Annotated in this window: 19 protein-coding genes and 1 pseudogene; 18 read left to right on the top strand and 2 right to left on the bottom strand. The window is 73.5% G+C overall.

Annotation, left to right across the window (positions count from 1 at the left end; translation table 11 throughout):
- The first annotated feature begins 106 nt into the window (after positions 1 to 106).
- The 5 genes and pseudogenes from LUW75_RS22225 to LUW75_RS22200 all read left to right on the top strand — a co-directional run bounded on the left by LUW75_RS22225 (position 107) and on the right by LUW75_RS22200 (position 7,261).
- Positions 107 to 898, top strand: coding sequence for an SGNH/GDSL hydrolase family protein (locus tag LUW75_RS22225; RefSeq protein WP_250337181.1), 792 nt, complete (start codon positions 107 to 109; stop codon positions 896 to 898).
- 59 nt (positions 899 to 957) lie between these two features.
- Positions 958 to 2,391, top strand: a complete 1,434-nt coding sequence (gene purB / locus LUW75_RS22220) for an adenylosuccinate lyase (RefSeq protein ID WP_250337180.1) — start codon at positions 958 to 960, stop codon at positions 2,389 to 2,391.
- 1 nt (position 2,392) lies between these two features.
- Entirely contained in the window at positions 2,393 to 2,995 is a 603-nt protein-coding gene (gene mug, locus LUW75_RS22215) for a G/U mismatch-specific DNA glycosylase (protein WP_462933771.1), read from the top strand.
- Positions 2,996 to 3,730: 735 nt separating this feature from the next.
- A pseudogene (locus LUW75_RS22205) lies at positions 3,731 to 5,211 on the top strand (GNAT family N-acetyltransferase).
- A gap of 358 nt (positions 5,212 to 5,569) precedes the next feature.
- A complete protein-coding gene (locus tag LUW75_RS22200; RefSeq protein ID WP_250337179.1) occupies positions 5,570 to 7,261 on the top strand; it encodes a DUF885 domain-containing protein in 1,692 nt (563 codons plus the stop codon).
- A gap of 333 nt (positions 7,262 to 7,594) precedes the next feature.
- Here LUW75_RS22200 and LUW75_RS22195 read toward each other — a convergent pair whose 3' ends face one another.
- Together LUW75_RS22195 and LUW75_RS22190 are read right to left on the bottom strand one after the other, a co-directional pair.
- On the bottom strand, positions 7,595 to 9,259 hold the full coding sequence (locus tag LUW75_RS22195; RefSeq protein WP_250337178.1) for an AMP-dependent synthetase/ligase: 1,665 nt from the start codon (positions 9,257 to 9,259) through the stop codon (positions 7,595 to 7,597).
- Between the two features lie 538 nt (positions 9,260 to 9,797).
- On the bottom strand, positions 9,798 to 10,607 hold the full coding sequence (locus tag LUW75_RS22190; RefSeq protein WP_250333783.1) for a transposase family protein: 810 nt from the start codon (positions 10,605 to 10,607) through the stop codon (positions 9,798 to 9,800).
- A 459-nt stretch (positions 10,608 to 11,066) separates the two neighbouring features.
- Between LUW75_RS22190 and LUW75_RS22185 the strand changes: the two genes are divergently transcribed.
- From LUW75_RS22185 to LUW75_RS22115, 13 genes are all read left to right on the top strand, one after another.
- Entirely contained in the window at positions 11,067 to 12,374 is a 1,308-nt protein-coding gene (locus tag LUW75_RS22185) for an MFS transporter (RefSeq protein WP_250337177.1), read from the top strand.
- Positions 12,375 to 12,981: 607 nt separating this feature from the next.
- On the top strand, positions 12,982 to 14,196 hold the full coding sequence (locus LUW75_RS22180; protein ID WP_250337176.1) for an acetyl-CoA C-acetyltransferase: 1,215 nt from the start codon (positions 12,982 to 12,984) through the stop codon (positions 14,194 to 14,196).
- Positions 14,193 to 14,954, top strand: coding sequence for an SDR family oxidoreductase (locus tag LUW75_RS22175; RefSeq protein WP_250337175.1), 762 nt, complete (start codon positions 14,193 to 14,195; stop codon positions 14,952 to 14,954). Before LUW75_RS22180 ends, LUW75_RS22175 begins: the two co-directional genes overlap by 4 nt.
- Positions 14,955 to 15,057: 103 nt before the next feature.
- Entirely contained in the window at positions 15,058 to 16,041 is a 984-nt protein-coding gene (locus LUW75_RS22170; RefSeq protein ID WP_250337174.1) for an NADPH:quinone oxidoreductase family protein, read from the top strand.
- Positions 16,038 to 16,721, top strand: a complete 684-nt coding sequence (locus LUW75_RS22165; protein ID WP_250337173.1) for an HAD family hydrolase — start codon at positions 16,038 to 16,040, stop codon at positions 16,719 to 16,721. Before LUW75_RS22170 ends, LUW75_RS22165 begins: the two co-directional genes overlap by 4 nt.
- Positions 16,722 to 16,758: 37 nt before the next feature.
- A complete protein-coding gene (gene fabG, locus LUW75_RS22160; RefSeq protein WP_250337172.1) occupies positions 16,759 to 17,517 on the top strand; it encodes a 3-oxoacyl-ACP reductase FabG in 759 nt (252 codons plus the stop codon).
- Between the two features lie 33 nt (positions 17,518 to 17,550).
- Positions 17,551 to 18,003 carry a MaoC family dehydratase gene (locus tag LUW75_RS22155; RefSeq protein ID WP_250337171.1) on the top strand — a complete coding sequence of 151 codons (453 nt, stop codon included), beginning with the start codon at positions 17,551 to 17,553 and terminating at the stop codon, positions 18,001 to 18,003.
- A complete protein-coding gene (locus LUW75_RS22150) occupies positions 18,000 to 19,037 on the top strand; it encodes a phosphotransferase family protein (RefSeq protein WP_462933770.1) in 1,038 nt (345 codons plus the stop codon). Before LUW75_RS22155 ends, LUW75_RS22150 begins: the two co-directional genes overlap by 4 nt.
- Positions 19,037 to 20,269, top strand: a complete 1,233-nt coding sequence (locus tag LUW75_RS22145; RefSeq protein ID WP_250337170.1) for an acyl-CoA dehydrogenase family protein — start codon at positions 19,037 to 19,039, stop codon at positions 20,267 to 20,269. Before LUW75_RS22150 ends, LUW75_RS22145 begins: the two co-directional genes overlap by 1 nt.
- Positions 20,266 to 21,453, top strand: a complete 1,188-nt coding sequence (locus LUW75_RS22140) for an acyl-CoA dehydrogenase family protein (RefSeq protein WP_250337169.1) — start codon at positions 20,266 to 20,268, stop codon at positions 21,451 to 21,453. The genes LUW75_RS22145 and LUW75_RS22140 overlap by 4 nt, the downstream gene beginning before the upstream one ends.
- Positions 21,450 to 23,546 (top strand): enoyl-CoA hydratase-related protein, encoded by a 2,097-nt coding sequence (locus tag LUW75_RS24770; protein WP_349816449.1) that lies wholly within the window; start codon positions 21,450 to 21,452, stop codon positions 23,544 to 23,546. Before LUW75_RS22140 ends, LUW75_RS24770 begins: the two co-directional genes overlap by 4 nt.
- Before the next feature lie 596 nt (positions 23,547 to 24,142).
- Positions 24,143 to 24,949 carry an enoyl-CoA hydratase/isomerase family protein gene (locus LUW75_RS22125; protein ID WP_250337168.1) on the top strand — a complete coding sequence of 269 codons (807 nt, stop codon included), beginning with the start codon at positions 24,143 to 24,145 and terminating at the stop codon, positions 24,947 to 24,949.
- Positions 24,950 to 25,397: 448 nt separating this feature from the next.
- A complete protein-coding gene (locus LUW75_RS22115; RefSeq protein WP_250337167.1) occupies positions 25,398 to 25,844 on the top strand; it encodes an Lrp/AsnC family transcriptional regulator in 447 nt (148 codons plus the stop codon).
- The last annotated feature ends 20 nt before the right edge of the window (positions 25,845 to 25,864 follow it).

Here is a 25,864-nt window from a genome sequence, read left to right as displayed (position 1 = left end):
TCCGGGCCGCGGTACGGAGGCGGCCGCGCCGGCCGGGTGCCGGGGCCCGGCCGGCGGCGGCCCCGGCGGCGGGAGGCGGCCGGCGGCGCGATACGATCACCCCGCCATGGAAACGAATCCCACCTACACGAGCCTGGTCGCGGTGGGCGACAGCTTCACCGAGGGCATGTCGGACCTGCTGCCCGACGGCTCCTACCGCGGCTGGGCCGACCTCCTCGCGGGCCGCCTCGCGGCCCGGACGCCCGGCTTCCGCTACGCCAACCTGGCCGTGCGCGGCAAGCTCATCGCCCAGATCGTCGACGAGCAGGTGGGCCCGGCGGCCGGGATGGGTGCCGACGTGGTCACGCTGGTCGGCGGGCTCAACGACACACTGCGCCCCAAGTGCGACATGGGGCGTGTACGGGCTCGGCTGGAGGAGGCCGTCGAACGGCTGGCGCCCTCGTGCGGGCGGCTCGTGCTGATGCGCAGCCCCGGCCGCCGCGGCCCGGTGATGGAACGCTTCCGCCCGCGGATGGAGGAGCTGTTCGCACACGTCGACGCCTTGGCCGCGCGGCACGGCGCGATCGTCGTCGACCTGTACGGGGCGCACGTGCTGGGCGACCCGCGCCTGTGGGACGTGGACCGGCTCCACCTGACGGCGGAGGGGCACCGGCGGGTGGCCGAGGCGGTCTGGCAGGCGCTCGGGCTGGAGCCCCTGGAGGACTGGCGGGCCCCCCTGCCGCCGGAGGTGCGGGGGCCGTGGGCGGAGCGGCGGCTGAGCGACCTGCGGTTCGCCCGGCGGCACCTGGCCCCGTGGATAGGGCGGCGGCTGACCGGCCGCTCGTCCGGCGACGGGCTCCCGGCGAAACACCCGGAGCTCCTGCCGTACCGCGGCCCCGCGGCGCCCCTCCCCTCGTAGGAGCACACGAACCGGGGCGGGGCGCTGGCCTGCGGGAACCGCCAGTAGAATCCGTACACGTGACTGCCAAGCCCCGCATCCCCAATGTCCTCGCCGGCCGCTACGCCTCCGTCGAGCTCGCCGTCCTCTGGTCCCCCGAGCAGAAGGTGAGGCTGGAGCGCCGCCTGTGGCTCGCCGTGCTGCGCGCCCAGAAGGACCTCGGGATCGAGGTTCCGGACGCCGCCCTCGCCGACTACGAGCGGGTCCTCGACCAGGTCGACCTGGCGTCGATCGCCGAGCGCGAGAAGGTCACGCGGCACGACGTGAAGGCCCGGATCGAGGAGTTCAACGCCCTCGCCGGACACGAGCAGGTCCACAAGGGCATGACCTCCCGCGACCTGACGGAGAACGTCGAGCAGCTGCAGATCCGGCTGTCCCTGGAACTGATGCGGGACCGCACCGTCGCGGTGCTGGCGCGGCTCGGGAAGCTGTCCGCCGAGTACGGCGAGCTGGTCGTGGCCGGCCGGTCGCACAACGTGGCCGCGCAGGCCACGACGCTCGGCAAGCGCTTCGCGACCGCCGCGGACGAGCTGCTCGTCGCGTACGCGCGGCTGGAGGAGCTGCTGGGCCGCTACCCGCTGCGCGGCGTCAAGGGGCCGGTCGGCACGGCGCAGGACATGCTGGACCTGCTGGGCGGCGACGCGTCGAAGCTGGCCGAGCTGGAGCGGCGGATCGCCGCGCACCTCGGCTTCGCGCACTCCTTCACCTCCGTCGGGCAGGTCTACCCGCGGTCCCTCGACTACGAGGTCGTGACGACGCTGGTGCAGCTGGCCGGCGCCCCGTCCTCGCTGGCGAAGACGATCCGCCTGATGGCGGGCCACGAGCTGGTCACCGAGGGCTTCAAGCCGGGCCAGGTCGGGTCGTCCGCGATGCCCCACAAGATGAACACCCGCTCCTGCGAGCGCGTCAACGGCCTGATGGTGATCCTGCGCGGCTACGCGTCGATGGCGGGCGAGCTGGCCGGCGACCAGTGGAACGAGGGCGACGTCTCCTGCTCGGTGGTGCGCCGGGTGGCGCTGCCGGACGCGTTCTTCGCGTTCGACGGGCTGCTGGAGACGTTCCTCACCGTGCTGGACGAGTTCGGCGCGTTTCCCGCGGTCGTCGCGCGCGAACTCGACCGGTACCTGCCGTTCCTCGCGACCACCAAGGTGCTGATGGCGTCCGTGCGGGCCGGCGTGGGCCGCGAGGTGGCCCACGAGGCCATCAAGGAGAACGCCGTCGCGTCCGCGCTGGCCATGCGCGAGCGGGGTGCCGAGCGCAACGAGCTGCTGGACAGGCTCGCGGCGGACGAGCGGATCCCGCTGGACCGCGCGGAGCTGGACGCGCTGATGGCCGACAGGCTGTCCTTCACGGGCGCGGCCGCCGACCAGGTGGGCGCCGTGGTGGCGCGGATCGAGGAGATCGCCGGGCGGCACCCGGAGGCCGCCGCCTACGCGCCGGGCGCCATCCTCTGACATGGCCCCGCGCCGGTTCACCGACGAGGAGCTGCGGGCCGCTCGCGACCTCCCCCAGGCCCGGCTCCGCTCGCCTGGGGACGCCCCCACCGTCCCCGACGTGGTCGCGAGCGGCCTGTCCGTGCTCTTCTGCGGCATCAACCCGGGCCTCGTGTCGGCCGCGACGGGCCACCACTTCGCCCGGCCCGGCAACCGCTTCTGGCCCGTGCTGCACCTGTCCGGCTTCACCCCGCGCCGGCTGGCCCCGTCCGAACAGCGCGAACTGCTGTCGTACGGGCTCGGCATCACCAACGTCGTCGCGCGGGCGACGGCCCGCGCGGACGAGCTGACCGACGAGGAGTTCCGGGAGGGCGGCCGGCTGCTCGCCGCGAAGGTGGAGCGGCTGCGGCCGCGCTGGCTCGCGGTCGCCGGCGTGACGGCGTACCGGGTGGCCTTCGCCGACAGGAAGGCCGCGGTCGGACCGCAGGAGCGGACGGTCGGCGGGGCGCGGGTGTGGGTCCTTCCCAACCCCAGCGGACTGAACGCGCACTGGACGGCGCGGACCATGGCGGAGGAGTTCGCCCGGCTGCGCGAGGCCGCCGGGGAGGACCCTCCCTCCCGGTGACGGCCGGGAGCGGCCGCACGGCGGATCCCCGGCGGTGCCCGGCCGACGGCACGGTCCCGACCCTCCGGGGGCAGCCGCTCCAGCTCGTGCAGGGCTCCTCGGGCGAGGGCGGCCCCGGTCACGGAGGGGGAGGTGACGAGGCCGGGGGCGGAGGGGGCGGGGACGTACACCTGCTCGGAGGCGAGGGTCCGGCCGTGCGCGGCGTGCAGCCGGCGCACCGTGTGCACGGAGGGGCGGGGGCCGGTCCCCAGGAGGCGGAGCGCGGCGGGGGGACGGCGGCGCGGCGGCGCAGTCGACGGCCTGCCAGCCGCCGTCGCCGCCTCCGGGCCGGCGGTGCCGGGCGGTGGAGGGGTCCACGCCGGCCCTGGGCGGGGCGAGGGTCGTGCCGACGCCGCGGCGGCGCCGGAGGCGTCCCTCCAGCCCCGGTTGTTCGAGGGCTTGGCGGAGCGTGGCGCGCGCGACGCCGAAGCGCGCGGCGAGCTCCCGTTCGCTACGGGTCGCCGGCACGGCCGGGGCGGGCCCGGTCGTCGCGGACGAGGCGCCGACCGGCCGCCCGTACCCCGCTCGTCCGGGGCCGGCTCCGGACGCCCCGGACGGGCGGGGCGCCGCCCGCGGGACGGAATCACCCGGGGCCGCGAAACGGAGAAACCACCCCTTAAACACCCAGATGGATACTTAACCAGTCAGTCACACGTCGTTCGCGGACGCGCAACACCGCTGCGCCAGAGTGCTGCCATGACCCACAGGAGCGAAGCGCCCGTCACCCCCGTGAAGCGCACCCGCCGTCGGTACCGCCGTCGGCGGCACCTCGTCGAGCTCGCGGTCCTGTTCGCCGCCGCCGCGGTCGTGACCGCGGTCGCGGGCGCCCTCGTGCGCGGTCCGGACGGCCCCCACCCGCTCGTCGCCCCGGCGGCGGCCCTGGCGGCCACCGCCGTCTTCCACACCCGGTGGGCGCGCCGCCCCGTCCCGCCGGTCCCGGCGCCCCCGCGGGCGCCGGCCCCCCCGACCACGCGCGGGCCGCCGGCGGGACCGGCGACGCGGAGCACGCCCGGACCTCGACCGCGCTGTGGCGGATGCGGACCACCGTGCGCGACGAGCCGGGCAGCCTGGCCGCCCTGTGCGGGGCGCTCGCGGAGCTGCGGGTGGACATCCTGACCCTGCAGACCCACCCGCTGGCCGACGGGGCCGTCGACGAGTTCCTGCTGCGCGCCCCCGCGCCGCTCCAGCCGGCCGCGCTGGCCCAGCGGGTCGCCGCGGCGGGCGGCAGCCGCACGTGGATCGAGCGGGCCGACGCCCACGACCTGGCCGACACCCCCACGCGGGTCCTCGGCATGGCCACCCGCACAGCCCTCGACAGCGCCGAACTCCCCCTGGCGCTGCGGCAGCTGCTCGGCCGCTGCACCATCCGCTCCGTCCCCGCCGCCTCCCCGCCCGACCGCCACGGCGACCCCACCGCCCCGGTGGAGGGCGCCCTGGAGCAGGGCGACACGGTGATGCGGCTGCGCGACCCCCGCGGCGGGGTGCTCACGGTCGAGCGCCCGTACCTGCCGTTCACGCCCGGTGAGTTCGCCCGGGCGCGGGCGCTGGTCGAGCTGGACGCGCGCCTCGGGCCGAGGGTGCCGCGCAGCCAGGACGTCCTCACGCTGCCCGAGGGCAACGAGATCACCGTACGCCGCGCCGACCGGGACGACGCGGGGGCCGCGCGGGCCATGCACCGCCGTTGCTCCGACCGCACCCTGGGACTGCGCTACCACCACCCGGCCGACGCCGACCGGTACCTGAACCACCTGCTCAACCCGCGTTTCGGACGGACCCTCGCCGTGGAGTCCTCCTCCGGTCGGCTGATCGCCCTCGGGCACCTTCTGTGGGACGGCGAGGAGACCGAGGTGGCGCTGCTCGTCGAGGACGCCTGGCAGCGCCGCGGCATCGGCTCCGCGCTGCTGCGCCGCCTGGTCGGCCTCGCCGCCGACGCCGGCTGCGACAGCGTCTACGCCGTGACGCAGGCCTCCAACACCGGCATGGTCGCCGCCATGCGCGCCCTGCGGCTCCCCCTCGACTACCAGATCGAGGAGGGCACGCTGGTGGTCACCGCCCGGCTCGGCGCCCTGCGCGCCGAGCGGCGCAGGGCGGCCGGAGGGCACGGGCTCCCCCTCCCGCACACCCACCGGGCCACCGGCGGCGAGGGGGCGGGCCAGGGCTTCCCCCGCCGCCCGTGACCGCTTCCGGGACGACCCCCGGCGACGGGATCCAGCCAAAGTCCGCGGCGTCCGACCGGGGCCGCCGCGGGTGCGCCGCGGCGCCGCCGCGGGTGCGCGCGAGGCGCTCCCCGCACCGCGGGCGGACCCGTCCGGGCACGCCCCGGCCCGGACGGGTCCGCCCGGCCGCGCGCTCCGCCACAGGTCGCACCGGTGGCCCGGCGCCGGCGCCTCCCCCGCCCCGGATCGTCACCGCGCGCGTCCCCGCGCCGGCGGCGGCGGCCTGCGGACCGGCGGCGGCGGCGCGGCCCGCTCACTTGTCAGCCGAGTGTGATCGAACGAGATGACGCGGGCATCGGCCGCGTACGAGGATGGTGCCATGCCAGATATCCCCAGCAGCGCTCTTCCCCGCCAGGTCGCGGACGCGTTCGTGGACGCCCTCGTGGAACTCGACCCGGTCACCGGCACCTACCTGGGTGTGCCGGAGAGCCACGCGCTTCTGCCCGACTTCTCCCCCGCCGGCCAGGAGGAACTCGCCGCCCTGGCACGCGACACGCTCGCCCGGCTCGACGAGGCCGAGCGGGCGCCAGGCGCCGAGAGCGACGCCGAGCGCCGCTGCGGGCGCCTCCTGCGGGAGCGGCTCACCGCCGAACTGGCCGTCCACGAGGCCCAGGAGGGCCTGCGCACCGTCAGCAACCTCCGGTCCCCGGCGCACAACGTGCGCATGGCGTTCACCGTGATGCCGACGGAGACGGAGGAGGACTGGGCGACCGTCGCCGAGCGGCTGCGGGCCGTGCCGGCCTCGCTCGACGGGTACCGCGAGTCGCTGGCGCTCGGCCTGGAGCGGGGTCTGCCGGGCGGCCCGCGTGCGACGGCGACCTTCGTCGACCAGCTCACCAGGTGGGCGGGCGGCGAGGACGGCCGGGGCGGCTGGTTCGAGGAGTTCGCCTCCGCCGGGCCCTCCGCCCTGCGAGCGGAGCTGGACACGGCGGCGCGCGGCGCGACCGCCGCCGTCGCGGAGCTGCGCGACTGGATGCGCGACGTGTACGCGCCGGCCGTCGAGAGCGCCCCGGACACGGTGGGCCGCGAGCGGTACGCCCGCTGGTCGCGCTACCACAACGGCACCGACTTCGACCTGGACGAGGCGTACGCGTACGGCTGGGACGAATACCACCGGATCCTCGGCGAGATGAGGCAGGAGGCCGCCCGGATCCTCCCCGGCGCCGGCCCCTGGGAAGCGCTGGCCCACCTCGACGAGCACGGCACGCACATCGAGGGCGTCGAGGAGGCCCGCGTCTGGCTGCAGAAGCTGATGGACGAGGCGATCGACGCCCTCGACGGGACGCACTTCGAACTCGCCGAGCGGGTACGGCGCGTCGAGTCGCGCATCGCGCCCCCCGGCAGCGCCGCCGCCCCGTACTACACGGGCCCGTCCGAGGACTTCTCCCGCCCGGGCCGGACCTGGCTGCCCGTCAACGGCGAGAGCCGCTTCCCGGTGTACGACCTGGTGTCGACCTGGTACCACGAGGGCGTGCCGGGCCACCACCTCCAGCTGGCGCAGTGGGCGCACGTCGCGGACCGGCTCTCCCGGTACCAGGCGACCGTCGGCATGGTGAGCGCCAACGCGGAGGGCTGGGCGCTGTACGCGGAGCGGCTCATGGACGAGCTGGGCTTCCTGCCGGACGCGGAACGGCGCCTGGGCTACCTGGACGCGCAGATGATGCGGGCGTGCCGGGTGATCGTGGACATCGGCATGCACCTGGGCCTGGAGATCCCGGCGCACTCGCCGTTCCGGCCGGGCGAGCGGTGGACGCCGGAGCTGGCCCAGGACTTCTTCCAGCGGCACAGCAGCCGTCCACCGGCCTTCGTGGAGAGCGAGATGGTCCGCTACCTGTCGATGCCGGCGCAGGCCATCGGGTACAAGCTGGGCGAGCGGGCCTGGCTGCTGGGCCGGGAGAACGCCCGCAGGGCGCACGGGGCCGCGTTCGACGCGAAGAAGTGGCACATGGCGGCGCTCTCCCAGGGCCCCCTCGGCCTGGACGACCTCGTCGACGAGCTGTCCCGGCTCTGAGGGCACGCCCCGGCGGGCCGGCGGCCGCGCCGGAGCCGTCGGCGCGGGCCCGAGGTCACCCGCCCGTACGGGCCGACCGGTGGGACCAAGCCGGTCGCCTCGGTCCGGAACGGCGTTCGCGCCTCCGTCCGCGGATGAGCCGGGGACCGTGCCCGACCGGCTCGTACGGGACGTCGGCCACGGCACGGGCCGCGGGGTTCCCGGGTCCGTGCGCGGGGCGTGGAGGACACCACCGCGGCGGCCGGGAGCCCCGTCTCGTCGCACACCGCCGTCGACCTGCCGCTTCACCCCGCAGAGACAGGATGGGAACGGCTCGGTGCCCGGCCGACGGGCTCATTCCCGCCCGTAGAGCTCGTCCAGGACCTTCGCGTACTTCTCTTCGATCACCGCACGCTTCACCTTCATCGTGGCGGTCAGTTCGCCGGTCTCCTGGGAGAACTCGCGGTCGAGGATCGCGAACCGCTTGATCTGCGCCACCGGGGCGTGCCGGGAGTTGGCCTCGTCGAGGGTGGCCTGGATCGAGGCGCGAATGGCCGGCAGCGACGTGAGCGACGGCGCGTCGGTCGGAAGCCCCTGGGACGCCGCCCACTGCCGGGCGTAGTCCATGTCAAGGGTGATCAGCGCCACCGGGTAGGGCCGGCGGTCGCCGTGCATGACGGCGTAGGAGACGAAGGGAGACCGGCGCAGGTCGTTCTCCAGCTCGCCGGGGCTGAGGTTCTTGCCGCCCGCGGTGATGATGATCTCCTTCTTGCGGCCCGTGATCCACACGAATCCGTCCTCGTCGACGGATCCGAGGTCACCGGTCATCAGCCAGCCGTCGTCGGTCGTCGTGGCCGTGGTGGCCGCGGGGTCGTTCCAGTAACCGGTGAAGACGTGCGGTCCACGCAGCTGGATCTCACCGTCGTCGGCGATCCGGACCTCACCGAAGGGCATCGGCCGGCCGACGGAGCCCAGGCGGACGGCGTCCGGCAGGTTGACCGTGCCGTACGACGTGGACTCGGTCAGCCCGTACCCCTCGAAGACCGGAACGCCGGCCTCGTGGAAGAACTCCAGGATCTCCGCCCCGATCGGCGCGGCACCCGAGATGGCGATGCGGAGACTGCCGCCGAAGGCGGCACGGACCTTGGCGAAGACCTCTTCGGTGCGAGGGGCCCCGGCGAAAGCGGCGTAGACCTTCTCGTAGATGCGCGGCACGGAGGGGAAGTAGGTCGGCTTGACCTCGGCGAGGTCGCTGAATATCGAGGCCGGCCCGGCGGACGCGTAGTTCACGACGCAGCCGACGGCGTGCGAGGCGATGTTGGCCGTCTGGGCGAAGACGTGGGCCAGGGGCAGGAAGAGGTAACTGCTGTCCTCGGAGCCGATGATGCCGAAGTCGATCTTCTGCTGTACGCAGGCCGCCAGGTTGCCGTGGGAGATCGTGCAGCCCTTGGGCTTCCCGGTCGTGCCGGAGGTGTAGATGATGACCGCCGGATCGTCCGCGGTGACCGAGTCGGTGCGACGGCGCCGCTCCCCCCCGTTGCCGTGCCCGCGGCCGAGTTCCCGCAACGCGGCCAGGTCCGGGTAGCCCTCGGCGGGGTCGATGGACAACACGTGCGCCAGTTCGGGCAGGTCGTCCCTGATCCGGTTGATCTTGGCGATCTGGTCGGCGTCCTCGCAGAACACCGCGACGGCTCCGGAGTCACGCAGCACCCACTCGCACTCCTCCGCGCTGTTGGTGGCGTAGACCGGGACGATGGTGCAGCCCGCGGCCGCGATGCCGTAGGCGGCCTGCATCCACTCCGCACGGGTCTCGGAGATGACGGCCACCCGCGAACCGGGTTCGACACCCAAGGCGATCAGTCCACAGGCGATGTCATCGCTCGCGTCGGCGAGTTGGGTGAACGACAGGCTCTGCCAGCTCCCGTCGCGCTTGAACCTCTGGGCCGGGCGGTCGCCGAACCGCTCCGCACCGCCGAACGGCAGTGTGGCCAAGGTGGCGGTGGTCACCTGGGTGGTCATGATGCGTGTCTCCTCCGCGTGTCGATCGTGCGTGGTGAGGGCGGCGTGGGGCGCCCCGCGGTTTCCCGTACCGGTCGCCGGCGGACAGCGAGGTCGTCGGGGAGGATCGCGCGGACGGCCCCGGGCCGGGCCGCGGCAACCGGGGCGGCCGCTTCCGCCGTTCCCGCCGCACGGGGCCCTCGCGGCGCGCAGGCGGGCCGCCGGGGAGGCGCCGAGGACGGCCGCGGGCACCCCCGGGGCGGGCACCTCCTCGTCGCGGGAGGTGTCGTGAGGGAAGGCGGTGGGGAAGCGGCGGGCCGCTGGGGCGCTGGAACGGACGGACTGTCCACCGGGTAAGCGGCCACGGAGGAGCCTCACCCTCGGGTCTCGACGGCAGTGGCATGTGGCGCGCACAGTACAGACCAACCGGTCAGTATGTCTACGATCGCGTCACGGAAAGGCACTGGAAGCGGTGCCGGCTTTTCTTGTGTTCCGGGTCTCGACGGCGGCGGCACGCGGGGCGTACGGTGCGTACCCACTGAGGTTTTCTCAGCGGTGTTCACTTCCAGATTTCGTTGAGGACGAGGGCGGCTCGGGCGATGTCGCCGATCCGGTTGGGGCTGAGCGTGACGTGCTGCAGGGTGCGCCATCGCTGCTTGAGTTCGGCGGCGGTGCGCTCACCCAGCGCCCTCACGTGCCGTACCAGGGCGTTGAACATGCGGGTGTCGGCGTGGAGTGCCTGTTCCGACTTGCCCTTCGGGCGACGGACGGGGACGCGGATGCCGATACCCGCGCCGGTGTAACCCTTGTCCGCCAGGGTCGGCAGGCCGCTGGCCGCTGCTTTGTACAAGGCGGGCAGGGCGTGGGTGCGGGCGGCGGTGATGTCAGGGGTCGAGCCGGGTTCGACGTCGGAGACCCACAGCGGGGTGCCGTCCGGAGCGGACAGGAACTGGACGTTCCCACCGAATGCCTTGTGCTTCTGGCTGAACCACAGGTCGTTGCCGTTCTCACGGACGCCGGCCACGCGGTCGCAGGGGATGAGCGTCCCGTCGAGGATCACGTGTGTCATGCCGGCGCGTCGGCAGCGGGAGAGGACCTCGTGCAGGTCCGGGGCCTTCTCGGCGAGGACGTCGATGCCTTCGTGCAGGTAGCGGTAGCCGGTGGCCTGGGAGATTGCGGCGTCACGGGCCAGACAGTGCACACACCCCCGCTCGCGAAACCAGCGCAGCACCAGCACGGCCTGGCGGAACGGGCCCAGCGCCCGCGAGCCCTTCGGCGTGCCGATGCGCCGCCGGTGCGCGGCCAGCAAGCGGGACAGATACTCCACGACAGGGCGCGGGACGTCGAGCGTGGCAACATAGGTGACCAACGTAAAGCCTCTGGTTCAGCGGACATGATCTTGGCAGACCTGTTCCTACCAGGGGCTTTACGTCTGTCCAGAGCCGGGGCCGCCTGGCCCGATCCACCCGGACATGCATCGATCAGCCCGCTTCGCGGAGATCATTCCGCTGAGAAAACCTCACTGGCTGGCATATCTGGCTTACGAGTCGAAAAGACAGCGCAAGCTGCACGGTTTCCCTCCCGTGCGGGCGAGTTCGACTCCACCTTGCACAGCTATTGCGGCGCGCTCGGATTCGGGCCGGTGAGCACACCGGAACTCACGCCCGATCTGACTATTTCAACGCCCCCACCCGGGCGGATCACCGGCCGGAACCCCTGGCCGCCCGATCGGGCCACACGCCGGGCCACTCACTGCCCTGGGAGACTCAGAAAAGGAACGGTCATGTCTTCGGCATCCCAATCATCTGCTCCACCGAATCCGAGACTGATGCGGAAGTTGATGTTCGCCGGCTTGGTGGGCAGCTCCATCGAGTGGTACGACTTCTTCATATACGGCACGGCTGCCGCACTGGTCTTCGGCACCGTCTTCTTTCCCGACACGTCCCCGCTGATCGGCACCCTGCTCGCCTTCAGCACGTTCTGGGCGGGCTTCGTCGCTCGCCCGCTGGGCGGCGTGGCGTTCGGTGTCATCGGCGACCGGATCGGCCGCAAACCCGCGGTGATGATCTGCTTGATCATGGTTACTGCGGGCACGTTCCTCATCGGCTGCCTGCCCTCGGCGTCGTCGATCGGCGTGGCCGCGCCGATCCTGCTGGTGGTGCTCCGTTTCGTGCAGGGCATCGCGGTGGGCGGCCAGTGGGGTGGCGTCGTCCTCCTGCTCACCGAGAGCGCGATGCCGGGGCGGCGCGGCCGTTCGGGTTCGTTCGGCCAGATGGGCGTGCCCGTCGGACTGCTGCTGGGTACCGCCTCTTTCCTGATCGTGGCCGAGGCGGTCCCCGGCGCGGCCTTCGTCGAGTGGGGCTGGCGGATTCCGTTCCTGGCGAGCGCCCTGCTCCTCCCGGTCGTCGTCTTCATCCACACCAAGGTCGAGGAGACCCCCGCCTTCCGGGAGTTGAAGGAGGCCGCCGAAGCGGCCGCGGACAAGGCGGCGACCGGCAGGACACCGGTCCGGGACGTGGTGGCCGCCGAGTGGCGTCGCGTCCTCCTGGGCGCCGGGGTCCTGTTCTCCAGCAACGCGGTCTTCTACGTGGGTGTCGCGGGCATCCTCGACTACGGCACTCGCGAACTCGGGTTGAGCCGGGACTCGTTGCTCCAGGTGTCGCTGCTGTCCTCGCTGATCGGCGTGTTCGTCGTCTATGCGGCGGGCTCGGCCTCCGACCGCTTCGGCCGCAAGCCGCTGATGGTCGCCGGAGCGGCCTCCCTGGTGCTCTGGGCGTTCCCGTACTTCTGGCTCGTGGACTCCGCGTCCCTGCTCGCCATCTTCATCGCCACGCTGGTGGGAGGTATCGGCTCGTCGCTGGTGTTCGGCCCCTACGCGGCCTTCCTGGGCGAGTTGTTCGAGCCGCGGGTCCGCTATTCGGGAATGTCCCTCGCCTACCAGCTCACAGCCATTCTCGTCAGTGGCGGAACGCCGTTCATCATGACCGCCCTGCTGGTGCGGTTCGACACCACCGCGGCTGTCTCCGCCTACATGGCACTGATCGGACTGGTCTCGCTGTTCTGTGCTTTGCGAGTGCCCGAAACGCATCCCGCCGGTGCGCGGAGCGGTGCGTCCCGCGACACTCCGGCCGCCTGAGCCCGTATGGGAGACCTGGCGTCGCCGTGGGCCGGGGGTGTTGGCTGACCCCCGTGTGAGTGGTTCCGGGGGCGGGCGGCCGTCGGGTCCGGCGGACGAGCAGCCGGCGCCGGCGGAGCCGTTGCCGACGGCGAAGCGGGGGGGCGAAGGGCGGGCGGCGGAAGAGGCGTCCCCGGCGGCGGGCCGTGGACGCGATCTTCTCCGTGGTGCGGAACGGGCTGCGCCTAAGGGGCGGGTGCGGCGCCGTTCCACGTCGCAGGCGCGGGCGCTGCGCTGCCGGTCCGTCCCGGCCGCGCGAGCGGCGCGTCGGACAGGGGCGTGGCCGCGCGGTCGGGTTGCACACCGCACGCGGTGGGCCGGCGGCGGGAGCGGTTCGTCGAGCACCGGATCGCCGACCCGGGCGACACTCCGCGCCCGGGCGGCCCTCGAAAGAACCGGCAGCCCGGCACGGAGCGATGCCGGGCGCGCGGCGCACGCTCCCGGAGGGGTGACGGGAGCGGGCCCGGCCGAGCGTAGTGACCCAGGACACCCTTGCACGGGGATTGACGGGAGCCCGATTGAGGACTTGACTCTAAGCAACCGCTTAGTATGCCGGAAGGAAGCGCCCGTGCCCGAAGCTGTGATCGTCTCCACCGCTCGTTCGCCGATCGGGCGAGCGGGCAAGGGGTCGCTGGTCGATGCCCGGCCCGACGACCTCGTCGTCCAGATGGTGCGGGCGGCGCTGGCGAAGGTGCCCGCGCTCGCCCCCGCCGAGATCGAGGACCTGATGCTCGGCGTCGGCCAGCCGGCCGGGGAGTCCGGCCACAACCTGGCCCGTGCGGTCGCCGTACTCGCCGGGATGGACCACCTGCCGGGCACCACCGTCAACCGCTACTGCTCCTCCAGCCTGCAGACGACGCGCATGGCCCTGCACGCGATCAAGGCGGGCGAGGGCGACGTGTTCATCTCGGCGGGCGTCGAGACCGTCAGCCGCTACGGGCACGGCGTGTCCGACGTCCCCGGCAGCGAGAACCCGGCCTTCGACGACGCCCGGCGGCGCACCGCCGCGTTCGCCGAGGGCGGGCGGACCTGGGACGACCCGCGAGGGACCGGTGCGCTTCCGGACCTGTACATCGCCATGGGGCAGACCGCCGAGAACGTCGCCCGGCTCAAGGGCGTCACCCGCGCGGACCAGGACGAGTTCGGCGTCCGCAGCCAGAACCTCGCCGAGAAGGCGAACGCCAACGGCTTCTGGGAGCGTGACATCACACCGGTGACGCTGCCCGACGGCACGGTCGTGTCCCGGGACGACGGCCCGCGCACGGGCGTCACGCTTGCGGCGGTGTCCCAGCTGAAGCCGGTGTTCCGCCCGGACGGGACGGTCACCGCCGGCAACTGCTGTCCGCTCAACGACGGCGCCGCCGCCCTGGTGGTCATGAGCGACACCAGGGCCAGGGAGCTCGGTCTCACGCCGCTGGCCCGGATCGTCTCCACCGGCGTCTCCGGCCTCTCACCGGAGATCATGGGCCTGGGGCCGGTCGAGGCCTCGAACAAGGCCCTCGCCCGCGCCGGCCTCACCATCGGCGACATCGACCTGGTCGAGATCAACGAGGCGTTCGCGGCGCAGGTCATCCCGTCGGCGCGGGAGCTGGGCATCGACTTCGAGAAGCTCAACGTCAACGGGGGCGCGATCGCCGTCGGGCACCCGTTCGGCATGACCGGGGCCCGCATCACGAGCACGCTGATCAACTCCCTGCAGTTCCACGACAAGCAGTTCGGCCTCGAGACCATGTGCGTCGGCGGTGGCCAGGGCATGGCGATGGTGCTGGAGCGTCTGTCATGAGCGGCCGGTTCTCCGGGAAGACCGCGATCGTCACCGGCGCCAGCCGCGGCATCGGCCTCGCCATCTCCGAGCGCCTCGTCGCCGACGGTGCCAACGTCGTCATCACCGCCCGCAAGGCCGGGCCGTTGGAGGAGGCCGCGGCCTCCCTCGGCGGCCCCGGGCGGGCGCTCGCCGTCGCCGGCGCCGCGGACGACGCCGAGCACCGGGCGGAGACGGTCCAGCGGGCCCTGGACACCTTCGGCAGCGTCGACTTCTTCGTCAACAACACCGGGATCAACCCCGTCTACGGTGACCTGATGGACCTGCCGCTGGACGCCGCGCGCAAGATCTTCGAGGTCAACTGCCTCGCCGCGGTCGCATGGGTCCAGCAGGTGTACGGGGCGTGGATGCGCGAGCACGGCGGCGCGATCGTCAACGTCTCCTCCGTCGGCGGCATCCTCCCGCCGCCGGGCATCGGCTTCTACGGCGCCAGCAAGGCGATGCTGGCGCACCTGACCCAGCAGATGGCGCTGGAGCTCGGGCCGGACATCCGGGTCAACGCGGTCGCGCCCGCCGTGGTCAAGACCAGGTTCGCGAGCGCGCTCTACGAGGGGCGTGAGCAGCAGCTGGCCCAGGCCTACCCGCTCAAGCGGCTCGGCGTGCCCGAGGACGTCGGGTCGGTCGTCGCCTTCCTGCTCTCCGACGACGCGGGATGGGTGACGGGCCAGCAGCTCGTCGTCGACGGCGGCGCCACCGTCGCGGGCGGTGGCGTCGAATGAGCGGGTCCGGCCGGGGCCGCCGTCGCCACCGGTACCGCGCCCACGACACCCACCGCCGGCCGGCCGGTACGGACAAGCAGTACGTAAGAGACGAGGAGTGCAGATGAAGGCGTGGCGCGTGACGGAGCTGGGCGAGCCCGCGGACGTCCTCGACCTCGTCGAGGTCGAGGTCCCCGAACCCGCCGCCGGGCAGGTGCTGGTCCGGGTGCTGGCCTCGGCGGCCAACTTCCCGGACGTCCTCATGTGCCGGGGCCTCTACCAGATCAAGCCGGAGCTTCCCTTCACCCCCGGCGTGGAGCTGTGCGGCGAGGTCGTCGCGCTCGGCGCGGGTGTCGCCGGCGTGGCCGTCGGCGACCGCGTGCTCGGGTCGCCCGTCCTGCCGAACGGCGGCTTCGCCGAGTACGCCGTGCTGGACCGGGCGACCACGTTCCCCGCCCCCGAGGCGCTCGACCACGCGGAGGCGTCCTCGCTTCACATCGGCTACCAGACCGGCTGGTTCGGCCTGCACCGCCGGGCGCACCTGCGAGAGGGCGAGACCCTGCTCGTCCACGCGGCCGCCGGCGGCGTCGGCAGCGCCGCGATCCAGCTCGCCAAGGCCGCGGGCGCCCGGGTGATCGGGGTCGTCGGCGGCGCCGCCAAGGCCGAATACGCGAGCCGCCTGGGGGCGGACGTCGTCGTCGACCGGTACGCGGAGGACTTCGTCGAGGTGGTCAAGGCGGAGACGAAGGGCCGGGGCGCCGACGTCGTCTACGACCCCGTCGGCGGCGACACGTACCACCGCTCCACCAAGTGCGTCGCCTTCGAGGGCCGCATCGTCGTGGTCGGCTTCGCCGGCGGCGAGATCCAGTCGGCGGCGCTCAACCACGCTCTGGTGAAGAACTACTCGATCATGGGACTGCACTGGGGCCTCTACAACCGGCACGACCCCGCGTCCGTCCTCCGGTGCCACGCCGAGCTGACCCGCATGGCCGGGGAGGGGCTGGTCAAGCCCCTCGTCAGCGAGCGGCTCGCCCTGGCCGACGTGGCCGCGGGCCTCCAGCGCCTCGCCGACGGGACGACCGTCGGCCGGGTGGTGTACGCCGCGTGAGCGCCGGCGCCGCCACTCGGGCCACCGCCCCGGTCGAGGCCGTCGTCTTCGACTACGGCGGGGTGCTGACCACGCCCGTCAAGCACAGCATCGACGCCTGGCTGACGGCCGACGGCATCGACCCGGCCGGCTTCTCGCGCACCCTCAAGGCGTGGCTGTCCCGGACGGCCGCCGAGGGCACGCCCGTCCACCGCCTCGAAACCGGCGAGCTCGCCGTCCGGGACTTCGAAGAGCTGCTGGCCGCCGAACTGGTGACCGTCGACTCCCGTCCGCTGCCGGCGGAAGGGATCCTGAACAGGCTCTTCGCCGGCATGCGCGTCGACCCGGCGATGCCCGCGCTGGTCGCGGAACTCCGCGGCCTGGGCATCCGGGTCGGCCTCCTCTCGAACAGCTGGGGCAACACCTATCCCCGCGCGGAGCTCGAAGCGCTCTTCGACGACATCGTCATCTCGGGCGAGGTCGGGCTCCGCAAACCGAACGCCGAGATCTACCGGCTGTCGCTGGAGCGGCTGGGTGTCGCGGCGGAGCGCACCGTCTTCGTCGACGACGCCGCTCCCAACGTCGACGGCGCCCGGGCGCTCGGCCTCGGCGGCGTCCTGCACACCGGCCCCGCCGCCACCCGCGCCGCCCTGGCGGAACTCGTACCGGGGCTGGCCGCGACCGCCCCCGTCCGCCCGTGACCGTGACCCGTCCCACCGAATCCCGAGGAGTCACTCCGTGACCGACAACCAGAAGGTCGCCATCGTCACCGGCGCCGCCCGCGGCATCGGCGCGGCCGTCGCCCGCCGTCTCGCCCAGGACGGCTTCGCCGTCGCCGTCGTCGACCTCGACGAGACCGCCTCGCAGGCGGTGGCGAAGGAGATCGGGGACGCCGGGGGCCGCGCCGTGGGCATCGGCGCCGACGTCGCCGACGAGCAGGCGGTCACCGCCGCCGTCGACCGGGTCGCCGCCGACCTGGGCGCGCCGGTCGTGCTCGTCAACAACGCCGGCATCATCCGCGACAACCTCATCTTCAAGATGACCAGCGCCGACTGGGACGCGGTCATCGACGTCCACCTGCGCGGGTCCTTCCTCATGACGCGCGCGGCGCAGGCGCACATGACCAAGGCCGGCTGGGGGCGCATCGTCAACCTCTCCAGCAGCTCGGCGCTCGGCAACCGCGGCCAGGCCAACTACTCGGCGGCCAAGGCCGGTCTGCAGGGCTTCACCAAGACCCTGGCACTCGAACTCGGCAGGTTCGGCGTCACCGCGAACGCGATCGCCCCCGGCTTCATCGAGACCGAGATGACCGCCGCCACCGCCGAGCGGATCGGCATGCCGTTCGAGGACTTCAAGGCGGCCGCCGCCCGGCAGATCCCGGTCGGCCGCACCGGCAAGCCCGCCGACATCGCCCACGCGGTGTCGTTCTTCGCCAGCGAGGACGCCGGCTTCGTCTCGGGCCAGGTCCTGTACGTCGCCGGCGGCCCGCTCGGCTGACCCCCGCCGCATCACACAGGAGCAGGAGAAGGTATGCGCATCTTCAACGGCATCGACGAGATCCGGGCCGCCGTCGGCACCCATCTCGGCCACAGCGAGTGGCACGAGATCACCCAGGAACAGGTCGACCGGTTCGCCGACGCCACCGGTGACCACCAGTGGATCCACCTCGACCGCGAACGGGCCGCGCGGGGCCCCTTCGGCACCACCATCGCCCACGGTTTCCTCACCCTTTCCCTGCTGCCCATGCTCGCGGGCGAGGTGTACGCCGTCGAGGGCGTGAAGATGGGCGTGAACTACGGTTGCAACAAGGTGCGGTTCCCGGCCCCGGTGCCGGTCGGCTCCAGGGTCCGGGCCGGCGTCGAGCTGGTCGGCGTCGAACCGAACGCCCGGGGCTGCCTGGTGACCGCGCGCGTCTCGATCGAGATCGAGGGAGGCGACAAGCCCGCGTGCGTCGCGGAATCACTCGCCGTGGTGGTGCCGTGACCACGACCGACCGCGAGCGGCTCCCGGGACTGGACCTGAGGCGGTTCGTCTCCTGGTTCGACGAGGAGCACCCCGGCGAACGCAGCGCCGACCTCACCGCGTCGGTCGTGCCGGGCGGCCGCTCCAACCTCACCTACCTCGTGACCGACGGGACCCGGCGGTGGGTGGTCCGCCGTCCGCCGCTCGGCCACGTCCTGGCGACGGCACACGACATGTCACGCGAGTACCGCGTGATCACGGCCCTGCGGGCGACGGACGTCCCCGTGCCGGCGACATACGGCCTGTGCGAGGACGCCGACGTCCTCGGGGCCCCGTTCTACGTCATGGAGCACGTGGACGGCACGCCGTACCGATGGGCGCACGAGCTGGCGCAGCTCGGCCCCGAGCGGACCGCGGCCATCGGAAACCGGCTGGTGGACGTGTTGGCGAGGCTGCACACCGTCGATCCCGCCTCCGTCCACCTGGCCGACTTCGGCCGGCCCGAGGGCTTCCTGGCGCGTCAGGTGCACCGGTGGAAGAAGCAGCTCGACGCCTCGTACAGCCGTGAGATCCCGGGCATCGGGCGACTGCACGAGGGGCTGGCGGCGGATCCGCCGGAGACGTCCGAGCCGGCGATCGTGCACGGCGACTACCGGCTGGACAACGTGCTCGTGGACTCCGGCGACCGGATCGCCGCGGTGCTCGACTGGGAGATGGCGACGCTCGGCGACCCGCTCGCCGACGTCGCCCTGCTCGCCGTGTACCAACGCAGCTCCAGCGCCGGCCTCGGCGACGTCGTGGCCACCGTCGCCGAGGCCCCGGGCTGGCCCTCGGAGGCCGAACTGCTCCAGCGGTACGCCGACCTCAGCGGCCGCGACCTGAGCCACCTCGGGTTCCACATCGCCCTCGCCGCCTTCAAGCTGGCGGTGATCCTCGAGGGCATCCACTACCGCCATGTCCACGGGCAGACGGTGGGCACCGGATTCGACCAGATCGGCCGGATGGTCGAGCCGCTGGTCGCGATCGGGCTCGACGCGTTGAAGGAGAAGCACTGATGGACTTCGAGTACGACGCACGCACGCACGAGTTGCGCGAGCGGCTGCTGGACTTCATGGACACGCACGTCCACCCCGCCGAGCCGGTGTTCGAGGAGCAACTCGCCCGACTCGGGAACCGGTGGGCCTGGAACACCGCCCCGATCGTCAAGGAACTCCAGCACGAGGCGCGCTCGCGCGGGCTGTGGAACTTCTTCCTGCCCGGGGAGCACGGCGGCGGGCTGACCAACCTGCAGTACGCGCCGCTGGCCGAGATCACCGGCCGCAGCCCGCACCTCGCCCCCGCGGCGCTCAACTGCGCCGCCCCCGACACCGGCAACATGGAGGTCCTCTCCATGTTCGGCTCCCCGGAGCAGCGGGAGCGGTGGCTCCGGCCGCTGCTGGCGGCGGAGATCCGCTCGGCGTTCGCGATGACCGAGCCCGACGTGGCCTCCTCCGACGCCACCAACATCGCCACCCGGATCGAGCGGGACGGAGACGAGTACGTCGTCAACGGCCGCAAGTGGTGGATCACCGGCGCCATGAACCCCGAGGCGAAGATCCTCATCGTCATGGGCAAGACCGATCCGGCGGCGGACCGGCACCGTCAGCAGTCGATGATCCTCGTTCCCCGGGACGCGCCCGGCGTCGAAATCGTCCGCCCGATGACGGTGTTCGGCTACGACGACCACGAGCACGGCGGCCACGCGGAGCTGGTCTTCACCGACGTCCGCGTCCCGGTGGGCAACCTGATCGGCGAGGAGGGCCAGGGCTTCGCGATCGCCCAGGCCCGTCTGGGCCCGGGCCGCATCCACCACTGCATGCGGTCGATCGGCGTCGCCGAACTGGCCGTCGAGCTCATGTGCGAGCGCGCAGCCGAGCGGGTCGCCTTCGGCCGGCCGCTGAGCGAGCAGGGCGTGATCCGCGAGTGGATCGCCGAGGCCCGCGTGCGGATCGAGCAACTGCGCCTGCTGGTGCTGCGGACGGCCTGGCTGATGGACACCAAGGGCAACAAGGTCGCCCACGCCGACATCCAGGCGATCAAGATCGCCACTCCGCCGACCGTGGAGTGGATCCTCGACAAGGCCATCCAGGTGCACGGCGCCGGCGGCCTCAGCCAGGACTTCCCGCTGGCCGGCATGCAGGCCGCGATCCGGACCCTGCGCTTCGCCGACGGACCGGACGAGGTGCACCGCAACGCCCTGGGCCGCGACGAGCTGCGCCGTCAGGCTTCGACGAGGAAGGCACGATGAGCACCGACCCCCGCAACGATCTGAACGTCCGGATCGAGAGGTTCCTCGCCGAGTACCCGCCCGCCACCACGGAACGGCTGGAGTGGCTCCGCGCCCGGTTCGACGCCGGGCTGGCCTGGGTCCAGTACCCCGAGGGGCTCGGCGGCCTGGGCCTGCCCCGGTCCCTGCAGGCCGACGTCGACGCGGCCTTCGCCGCCGCCGGCGGCCACGACAACCGGTCCGCCGTCAACGGGGTCGGCCTGGGCATGGCCGCCCCGACGATCCTCGCCTTCGGCACCGAGGAGCAGAAGAAGCGCTTCCTGCGCCCGATGTGGACCGGGGAGGAGATCTGGTGCCAGCTCTTCAGCGAGCCCGGCGCGGGTTCCGACCTCGCGGCGCTGGGCACCCGCGCGGTGCGCGACGGCGACACCTGGGTGGTCAACGGCCAGAAGGTGTGGACCTCCGGCGCGCACAACGCCCAGTGGGCCATCCTGCTCGCCCGGACGAACCCGGACGTCCCCAAGCACAGCGGCATCACCTACTTCCTGTGCCCGATGTCCGACCCCGGCGTCGACGTCCGGCCGCTGCGGCAGATCACCGGCGAGGCGGAGTTCAACGAGGTCTTCCTCGACGACGTCCGGATCTCCGACGACCACCGCCTGGGGGCCGAGGGCGAAGGCTGGAAGATCGCCAACGCGACGCTCAACAACGAGCGGGTGGCCATCGGCGGCCGGCCGGCACCCCGCGAGGACGGCATGGTCGGCGTCGTCGCCCGGAACTGGCGCGAGCACCCGGAGCGGCGTACGCACGCGCTCCACGACCGGTTGCTCGGACTCTGGGTCGAGGCCGAGGTCGCGCGCGTCACCAGCATCCGGCTCGCCCAGAAGCTGGCCGTCGGCCAGCCCGGCCCGGAGGGCTCCGCGATGAAGCTGACCTTCGCACGCCTCAACCAGGCGCTGAGCGGCCTCGAAGTCGAACTCAACGGCGCCGACGGCCTGCGGGCCGACGACTGGACCGAACGGCGCCCCGAGAGCTTCTCCTTCACCGGCCGGGACGCGACGTTCCGCTACCTGCGCGCGAAGGGCAACTCGATCGAGGGAGGCACCTCCGAGATCCTCAAGAACATCGTGTCGGAGCGGGTGCTCGGGCTGCCCGCCGAGGCTCGCGCCGACAAGAACGTCCCGTGGAAGGAGCTCGCCCGATGAGCGACCTCGACCTGCTCTACACCGACGTCGAGGAGGAGCTCCGGTCCTCCGTGCGCGGTCTCCTCCGCCACCGCTGCGAGCCCGCCGCGGTGGCCGGGCTCTACGACGGCCGGCGGGGCCCGGAGGGACTGGCGGAGGCGCTCGGCACCGACCTGGGGCTGGCCGCGCTGCTCGTACCCGAGGAACTCGGCGGCGCCGGTGCCTCCGCGCGCGAGGCGGCGGTGGTGCTGGAGGAGATCGGCCGGGCGGTGGCGCCCGTGCCGTTCCTGACCAGCTCCGTCATCGCGACGACCCTGCTGCTCGAGGCCGGCAGCGACCTGGTGGCCGGCCTCGCCGACGGGTCGCTCACGGCGGCCGTGGTCGTGCCGTTCTCCGCCGCGCCCGACCGGTCCCCCGAAGGGGTGTCCGCCGCGGGCGGCGTACTGACGGGAGAGGTCCGGAGCGTGGCCGGGGCGCTCGACGCCGGCCTGCTGCTGGTGCCGGTCGCGGTGCCCGGCGGCGTCGAGGTGTACGCCGTGGAGGCCGCGGACGCGTCGGTCACGCCCGTGGTGTCGCTCGACATGAGCCGGCAGGTCGCCGACGTCGGCCTGGACGGCGTCGCCGGACGGCTGGTCGTGGGCGGTGCGGCGGGGGCGGACGCGCTGCGCACGGCGCTGGGCACGGGTGCCGCCCTGCTCGCCTCCGAACAGGCGGGCCTCGCGCAGTGGTGCCTGGAGACCACGGTCGCCTACCTCAAGGAGCGTCGCCAGTTCGGCCGGGTCGTCGGCGGCTTCCAGGCCGTCAAGCACCGGCTGGCCGACCTCTTCGTCGAGGTGGAGTCCGCGGTCGCCGCCGCGCGTTACGCCGCGGTCGCGGTCGCCGGAGGGGACGCCGACGCCTCGGTGGCGACCGCCGTCGCGCAGGCCTACTGCAGCGACGCGGCCGTGCACGCCGCGGAGGAGGCCCTCCAGCTGCACGGCGGCATCGGCATGACCTGGGAGCACCCGGTGCACCTCTACCTCAAGCGGGCGAAGGCCGACCAGGTCGCCCTGGGCACCCCGGGTCACCACCGCTCGGTCCTGGCCGGTCTCGTGGACATCGCTCCTCCGGGGGACGGGGGTGACCGTGGCCGCGGACCGTGCGGGCGCCGTCCTGCGGCGGCACCGGAAACCGGTGCCCGCACGGTGAGCGCCGTCGAAGCCCCGGACCCCGTCGGAACCGTCCCGGTCCCGTCCCGCCGCCGCCGCCGCCGAGGGGCTCCGCCACGTCCGCGGCGCCGAACCCCCAACCCACCACACCCGCAGGAGGAGAACATGGGCACGCCCTATCCCACCACCGGCGACATCGTCACCGAGCTCCGCGGAGCGGTCCTCGTCGTCACCTTCAACCGCCCGGAGGCGATGAACACCTTCACCGTCGCGTCCGAGCACGCCTACGGCGACATCCTCGAGCAGGCCGACCGCGACCCGGCGGTCCGGGCCGTCGTGGTGGCCGCCGTCGGGCGCGCCTGGTGCGCCGGGGCGGACATGGCCGACCTCTCCGCACTCGTGGAAGCGGCGGGTGGTCTCGACGTCAACCCCTACAAGCGCCGCCGGGACTTCCCGCTGGCCCTCCGCAAGCCGCTCGTCGCGGCCGTCGACGGCGCCGCCGCGGGCCTCGGCATGGCCCACGCGCTGTACGCCGACATCCGGTTCGGTGGCCCGCGGGCCGCGTTCCTGACGGCGTTCGCCCGTCGTGGACTGGCGGCCGAGTACGGCATCTCCTGGTTGCTGCCGCGCGTCGTCGGGCACTCCCGCGCCATGGACCTGCTGCTGTCCAGCCGCAAGGTACGGGCCGAAGAGGCGTTCCGGATCGGGCTGCTCGATCGGCTCGTGACCGACGGTGAAGTGGTCGGGGCCGCCGTCGCCTACGCCACCGAGCTGGCCACCGCGTGCTCCCCGTCGTCGCTGGCCGACATCAAGAAGCAGGTCGGGGACGACTGGGAGCGCTCGTTCTCGGCGTCCTACGACGCGGCGGATTCCTTGATGCGTGCCCGCATGGACAGCGCGGACTTCGCCGAGGGCGTGGCCAGTTTCACGGAGCGCCGCGACCCGGTGTTCCGGCCTCTGCCCTGACACCCGGCACCGGTGGGCCCGGGACCCGCCCCTCCCCGGCCCACCGGTCGTGCAGGTCGCCCGGTCCGGGCCGTGCGGCCACCCACGAGGCGGACGACCCGGCCGGAGACGTCGGGGGTGCCGGAACCGGCCGGACGGGACGCCGCCCTGGCGACGCCGTACGAGACGCCCGGCCGGCCGGGCGGAATCCGGGGCGACACCCGGGGTCCGTCCGCGTCCGCTCGGCGGCGCCCGGACGCGCCGTGCTCCGGGCCGGCGGATCCCCGGACGGCGGCGCGGCCCCGGCCCGGGAGACCGTCCCGAGGCCACCCCGGACGCCGGCGTGCGGGTGCGGCCCGATGCGCCCGCACCCGGGACGTGCCTCCCCCTGGCAACCGGCAGTCCTCGGCGCGTCCTGCCGCTGCGGGCCGGAGCGTCTCCCCCGTTCCTGACCGGGCCTCGGACGGCCCGGTCCGTGGGAGCGCGGGGTCACGGCACCGCCGGCGGCGGCGACGGGCGGGACCGGCCGCCGCCGACCCACCGCACCCGCGCGGCCCGCGGACCCCGACCACGTCGTCGTGACCCCGGCGGCGGACGAGCACACGAAGGAGTCGGCCATGACCGAAAGCTACGAGGACATCCTGGTGGACGACTGGGAGCGGGGAATCCGCCGGATCACCATCAACCGGCCCGCGGTCCGCAACGCCTACCGCTCGCGGACGGCGGTGGAGATCGCGGACGCCGTAGCGGACTTCCACGCCGACGACGCGCAGCGGGTCCTGGTGATCACCGGTTCGGGCGGATCCTTCTGCAGCGGCGGCGACCTCACCAGCGGCTACGAGGTCGAGCACGCGCACGCGGTGCAGTTCGGCCACGCGAAGGTGATCCAGGAGGGGATGCACCGGGTCATGCGCCGGTTGGAGCTCTGCGACAAGCCGGTGATCGCGATGATCAGCGGAGCCGCCGCCGCCGGCGGCCTGAGTCTGGCGATGGCCTGCGACGTGCGGATCGCGGATCGGACGGCACGGCTCGGTGACACCTCCGGGCGGGTCGGTCTGCTGCCGGACGAGGGCGGTGCCTGGTTCTTCGCACGGGCGATGGGGCCGGATCGCGCGCTGAAGATGCTGTGGGGCGCGGAGATGTACGGCGCCGAACGGGCCAGGGAGCTGGGGCTGCTCACGGAGGTCGTGGACGAGGGCGAACTCGAGAACGCCGTGCTGCACCTGGCCAGGCGGTTCGCGGCGACCGCCCCCCTGACGACGAAGGTCGTCAAGCGCCTCGTCCGGCACGCCGGGCACCAGACGCTCGATCAGGCCCTGCAGGAGGCGGAGTTCGCCGTCGAGCTGATCAACGAGCGGGACGACGTGCGGGAGGGCGTGTCCGCGTTCGTGGAGAAGCGTCCGCCGCGCTTCCACGGCCGCTGAGGCACGGCGTCGGAAAGGGGAAGCCCCCGTGTGACGGGGCCTCGGAACGTGGCGGGTGGCCGGCGGGGTCCATCGGCTGTGCGGGACGGGACCGAAGCGTCGCGGCCGGGTGCGCCGGTGCGGGCGCTGTCGAGGAGGCGCCCCGGTTTCGCGCGCCCGCCCGCGGTGGGTCAGCGGCCGCAGGTGCCGGCGGCGACGGGGATCGGGTGCGACGGGCGGCGCGTGCGGCACGGGCCCGTCGCGAGGGCACCCGGGGCGGGCGGGGCGGGTGGGGCGGCCGCGACGGGCGGCGCGTCCGGCACCGGGTTCGCGGTGGAGGCGGACGGGGCGGGGGTGTCCGCGGTGGCGGGTTCACGCGGGGAGGTCCACGGGCCGCGGGCACCGGGGTGAACCGTGGTTCCCGGCCGTTGCCTTGTTCCGCCGGGGAATCCCCTGCTATTCCTCGTCCATGACGGGATTCTCACCGGACGCCACCGACTGGCGCATCCTCCGGGCCCTGCAGGCCGACGGCCGGGCGAGCTTCGCCGACCTGGCCCGCGCGGTGTCGATGTCGGCGAGCGCCGTGACCGAGCGGGTACGGCGGCTGGAGGAGGCGGGTGTGATCACCGGGTACACGGCGGTCGTCGACCGGGAGGCCCTGGGCCTGCCGGTCCTCGCCTTCGTCCGGTTGCGCTCCCCCCACGGCGACTACGAGCCGTTCCACGACCTGCTGGAGGCGACGCCGGAGGTCCTGGAGGCGCACCACGTCACCGGGGACGACTGCTTCGTCCTGAAGGTCGCCGCCCGGTCGATGCGCCACCTGGAGGAGGTGTCGGGGAGGATCGGTGCGCTGGGTCCGGTGACGACGAGCGTCGTGTACTCGTCGCCGCTGCCGCGCCGCCCGGTCGGCCGCTGATCCCCTCGCCCGTACCGTCC

Origin of the sequence: Streptomyces sp. MRC013, from assembly GCF_023614235.1 — a bacterium.
In the GTDB taxonomy this organism is placed as follows: domain Bacteria; phylum Actinomycetota; class Actinomycetes; order Streptomycetales; family Streptomycetaceae; genus Streptomyces.
This window is presented reverse-complemented; position numbering and strand designations above follow the sequence as displayed.

Excerpts from the sequence above, each read along its gene's own strand:
- LUW75_RS22225 (WP_250337181.1), top strand. The coding sequence starts at position 107 with ATGGAAACGAATCCCACCTACACGAGCCTGGTCGCGGTGGGCGACAGC.
- mug (WP_462933771.1), top strand. The coding sequence starts at position 2,393 with ATGGCCCCGCGCCGGTTCACCGACGAGGAGCTGCGGGCCGCTCGCGAC.
- LUW75_RS22200 (WP_250337179.1), top strand. The coding sequence starts at position 5,570 with ATGCCAGATATCCCCAGCAGCGCTCTTCCCCGCCAGGTCGCGGACGCG.
- LUW75_RS22195 (WP_250337178.1), bottom strand. The coding sequence starts at position 9,259 with ATGACCACCCAGGTGACCACCGCCACCTTGGCCACACTGCCGTTCGGC.
- LUW75_RS22185 (WP_250337177.1), top strand. The coding sequence starts at position 11,067 with ATGCGGAAGTTGATGTTCGCCGGCTTGGTGGGCAGCTCCATCGAGTGG.
- LUW75_RS22175 (WP_250337175.1), top strand. The coding sequence starts at position 14,193 with ATGAGCGGCCGGTTCTCCGGGAAGACCGCGATCGTCACCGGCGCCAGC.
- LUW75_RS22170 (WP_250337174.1), top strand. The coding sequence starts at position 15,058 with ATGAAGGCGTGGCGCGTGACGGAGCTGGGCGAGCCCGCGGACGTCCTC.
- LUW75_RS22155 (WP_250337171.1), top strand. The coding sequence starts at position 17,551 with ATGCGCATCTTCAACGGCATCGACGAGATCCGGGCCGCCGTCGGCACC.
- LUW75_RS22145 (WP_250337170.1), top strand. The coding sequence starts at position 19,037 with ATGGACTTCGAGTACGACGCACGCACGCACGAGTTGCGCGAGCGGCTG.
- LUW75_RS22140 (WP_250337169.1), top strand. The coding sequence starts at position 20,266 with ATGAGCACCGACCCCCGCAACGATCTGAACGTCCGGATCGAGAGGTTC.
- LUW75_RS24770 (WP_349816449.1), top strand. The coding sequence starts at position 21,450 with ATGAGCGACCTCGACCTGCTCTACACCGACGTCGAGGAGGAGCTCCGG.
- LUW75_RS22125 (WP_250337168.1), top strand. The coding sequence starts at position 24,143 with ATGACCGAAAGCTACGAGGACATCCTGGTGGACGACTGGGAGCGGGGA.
- LUW75_RS22115 (WP_250337167.1), top strand. The coding sequence starts at position 25,398 with ATGACGGGATTCTCACCGGACGCCACCGACTGGCGCATCCTCCGGGCC.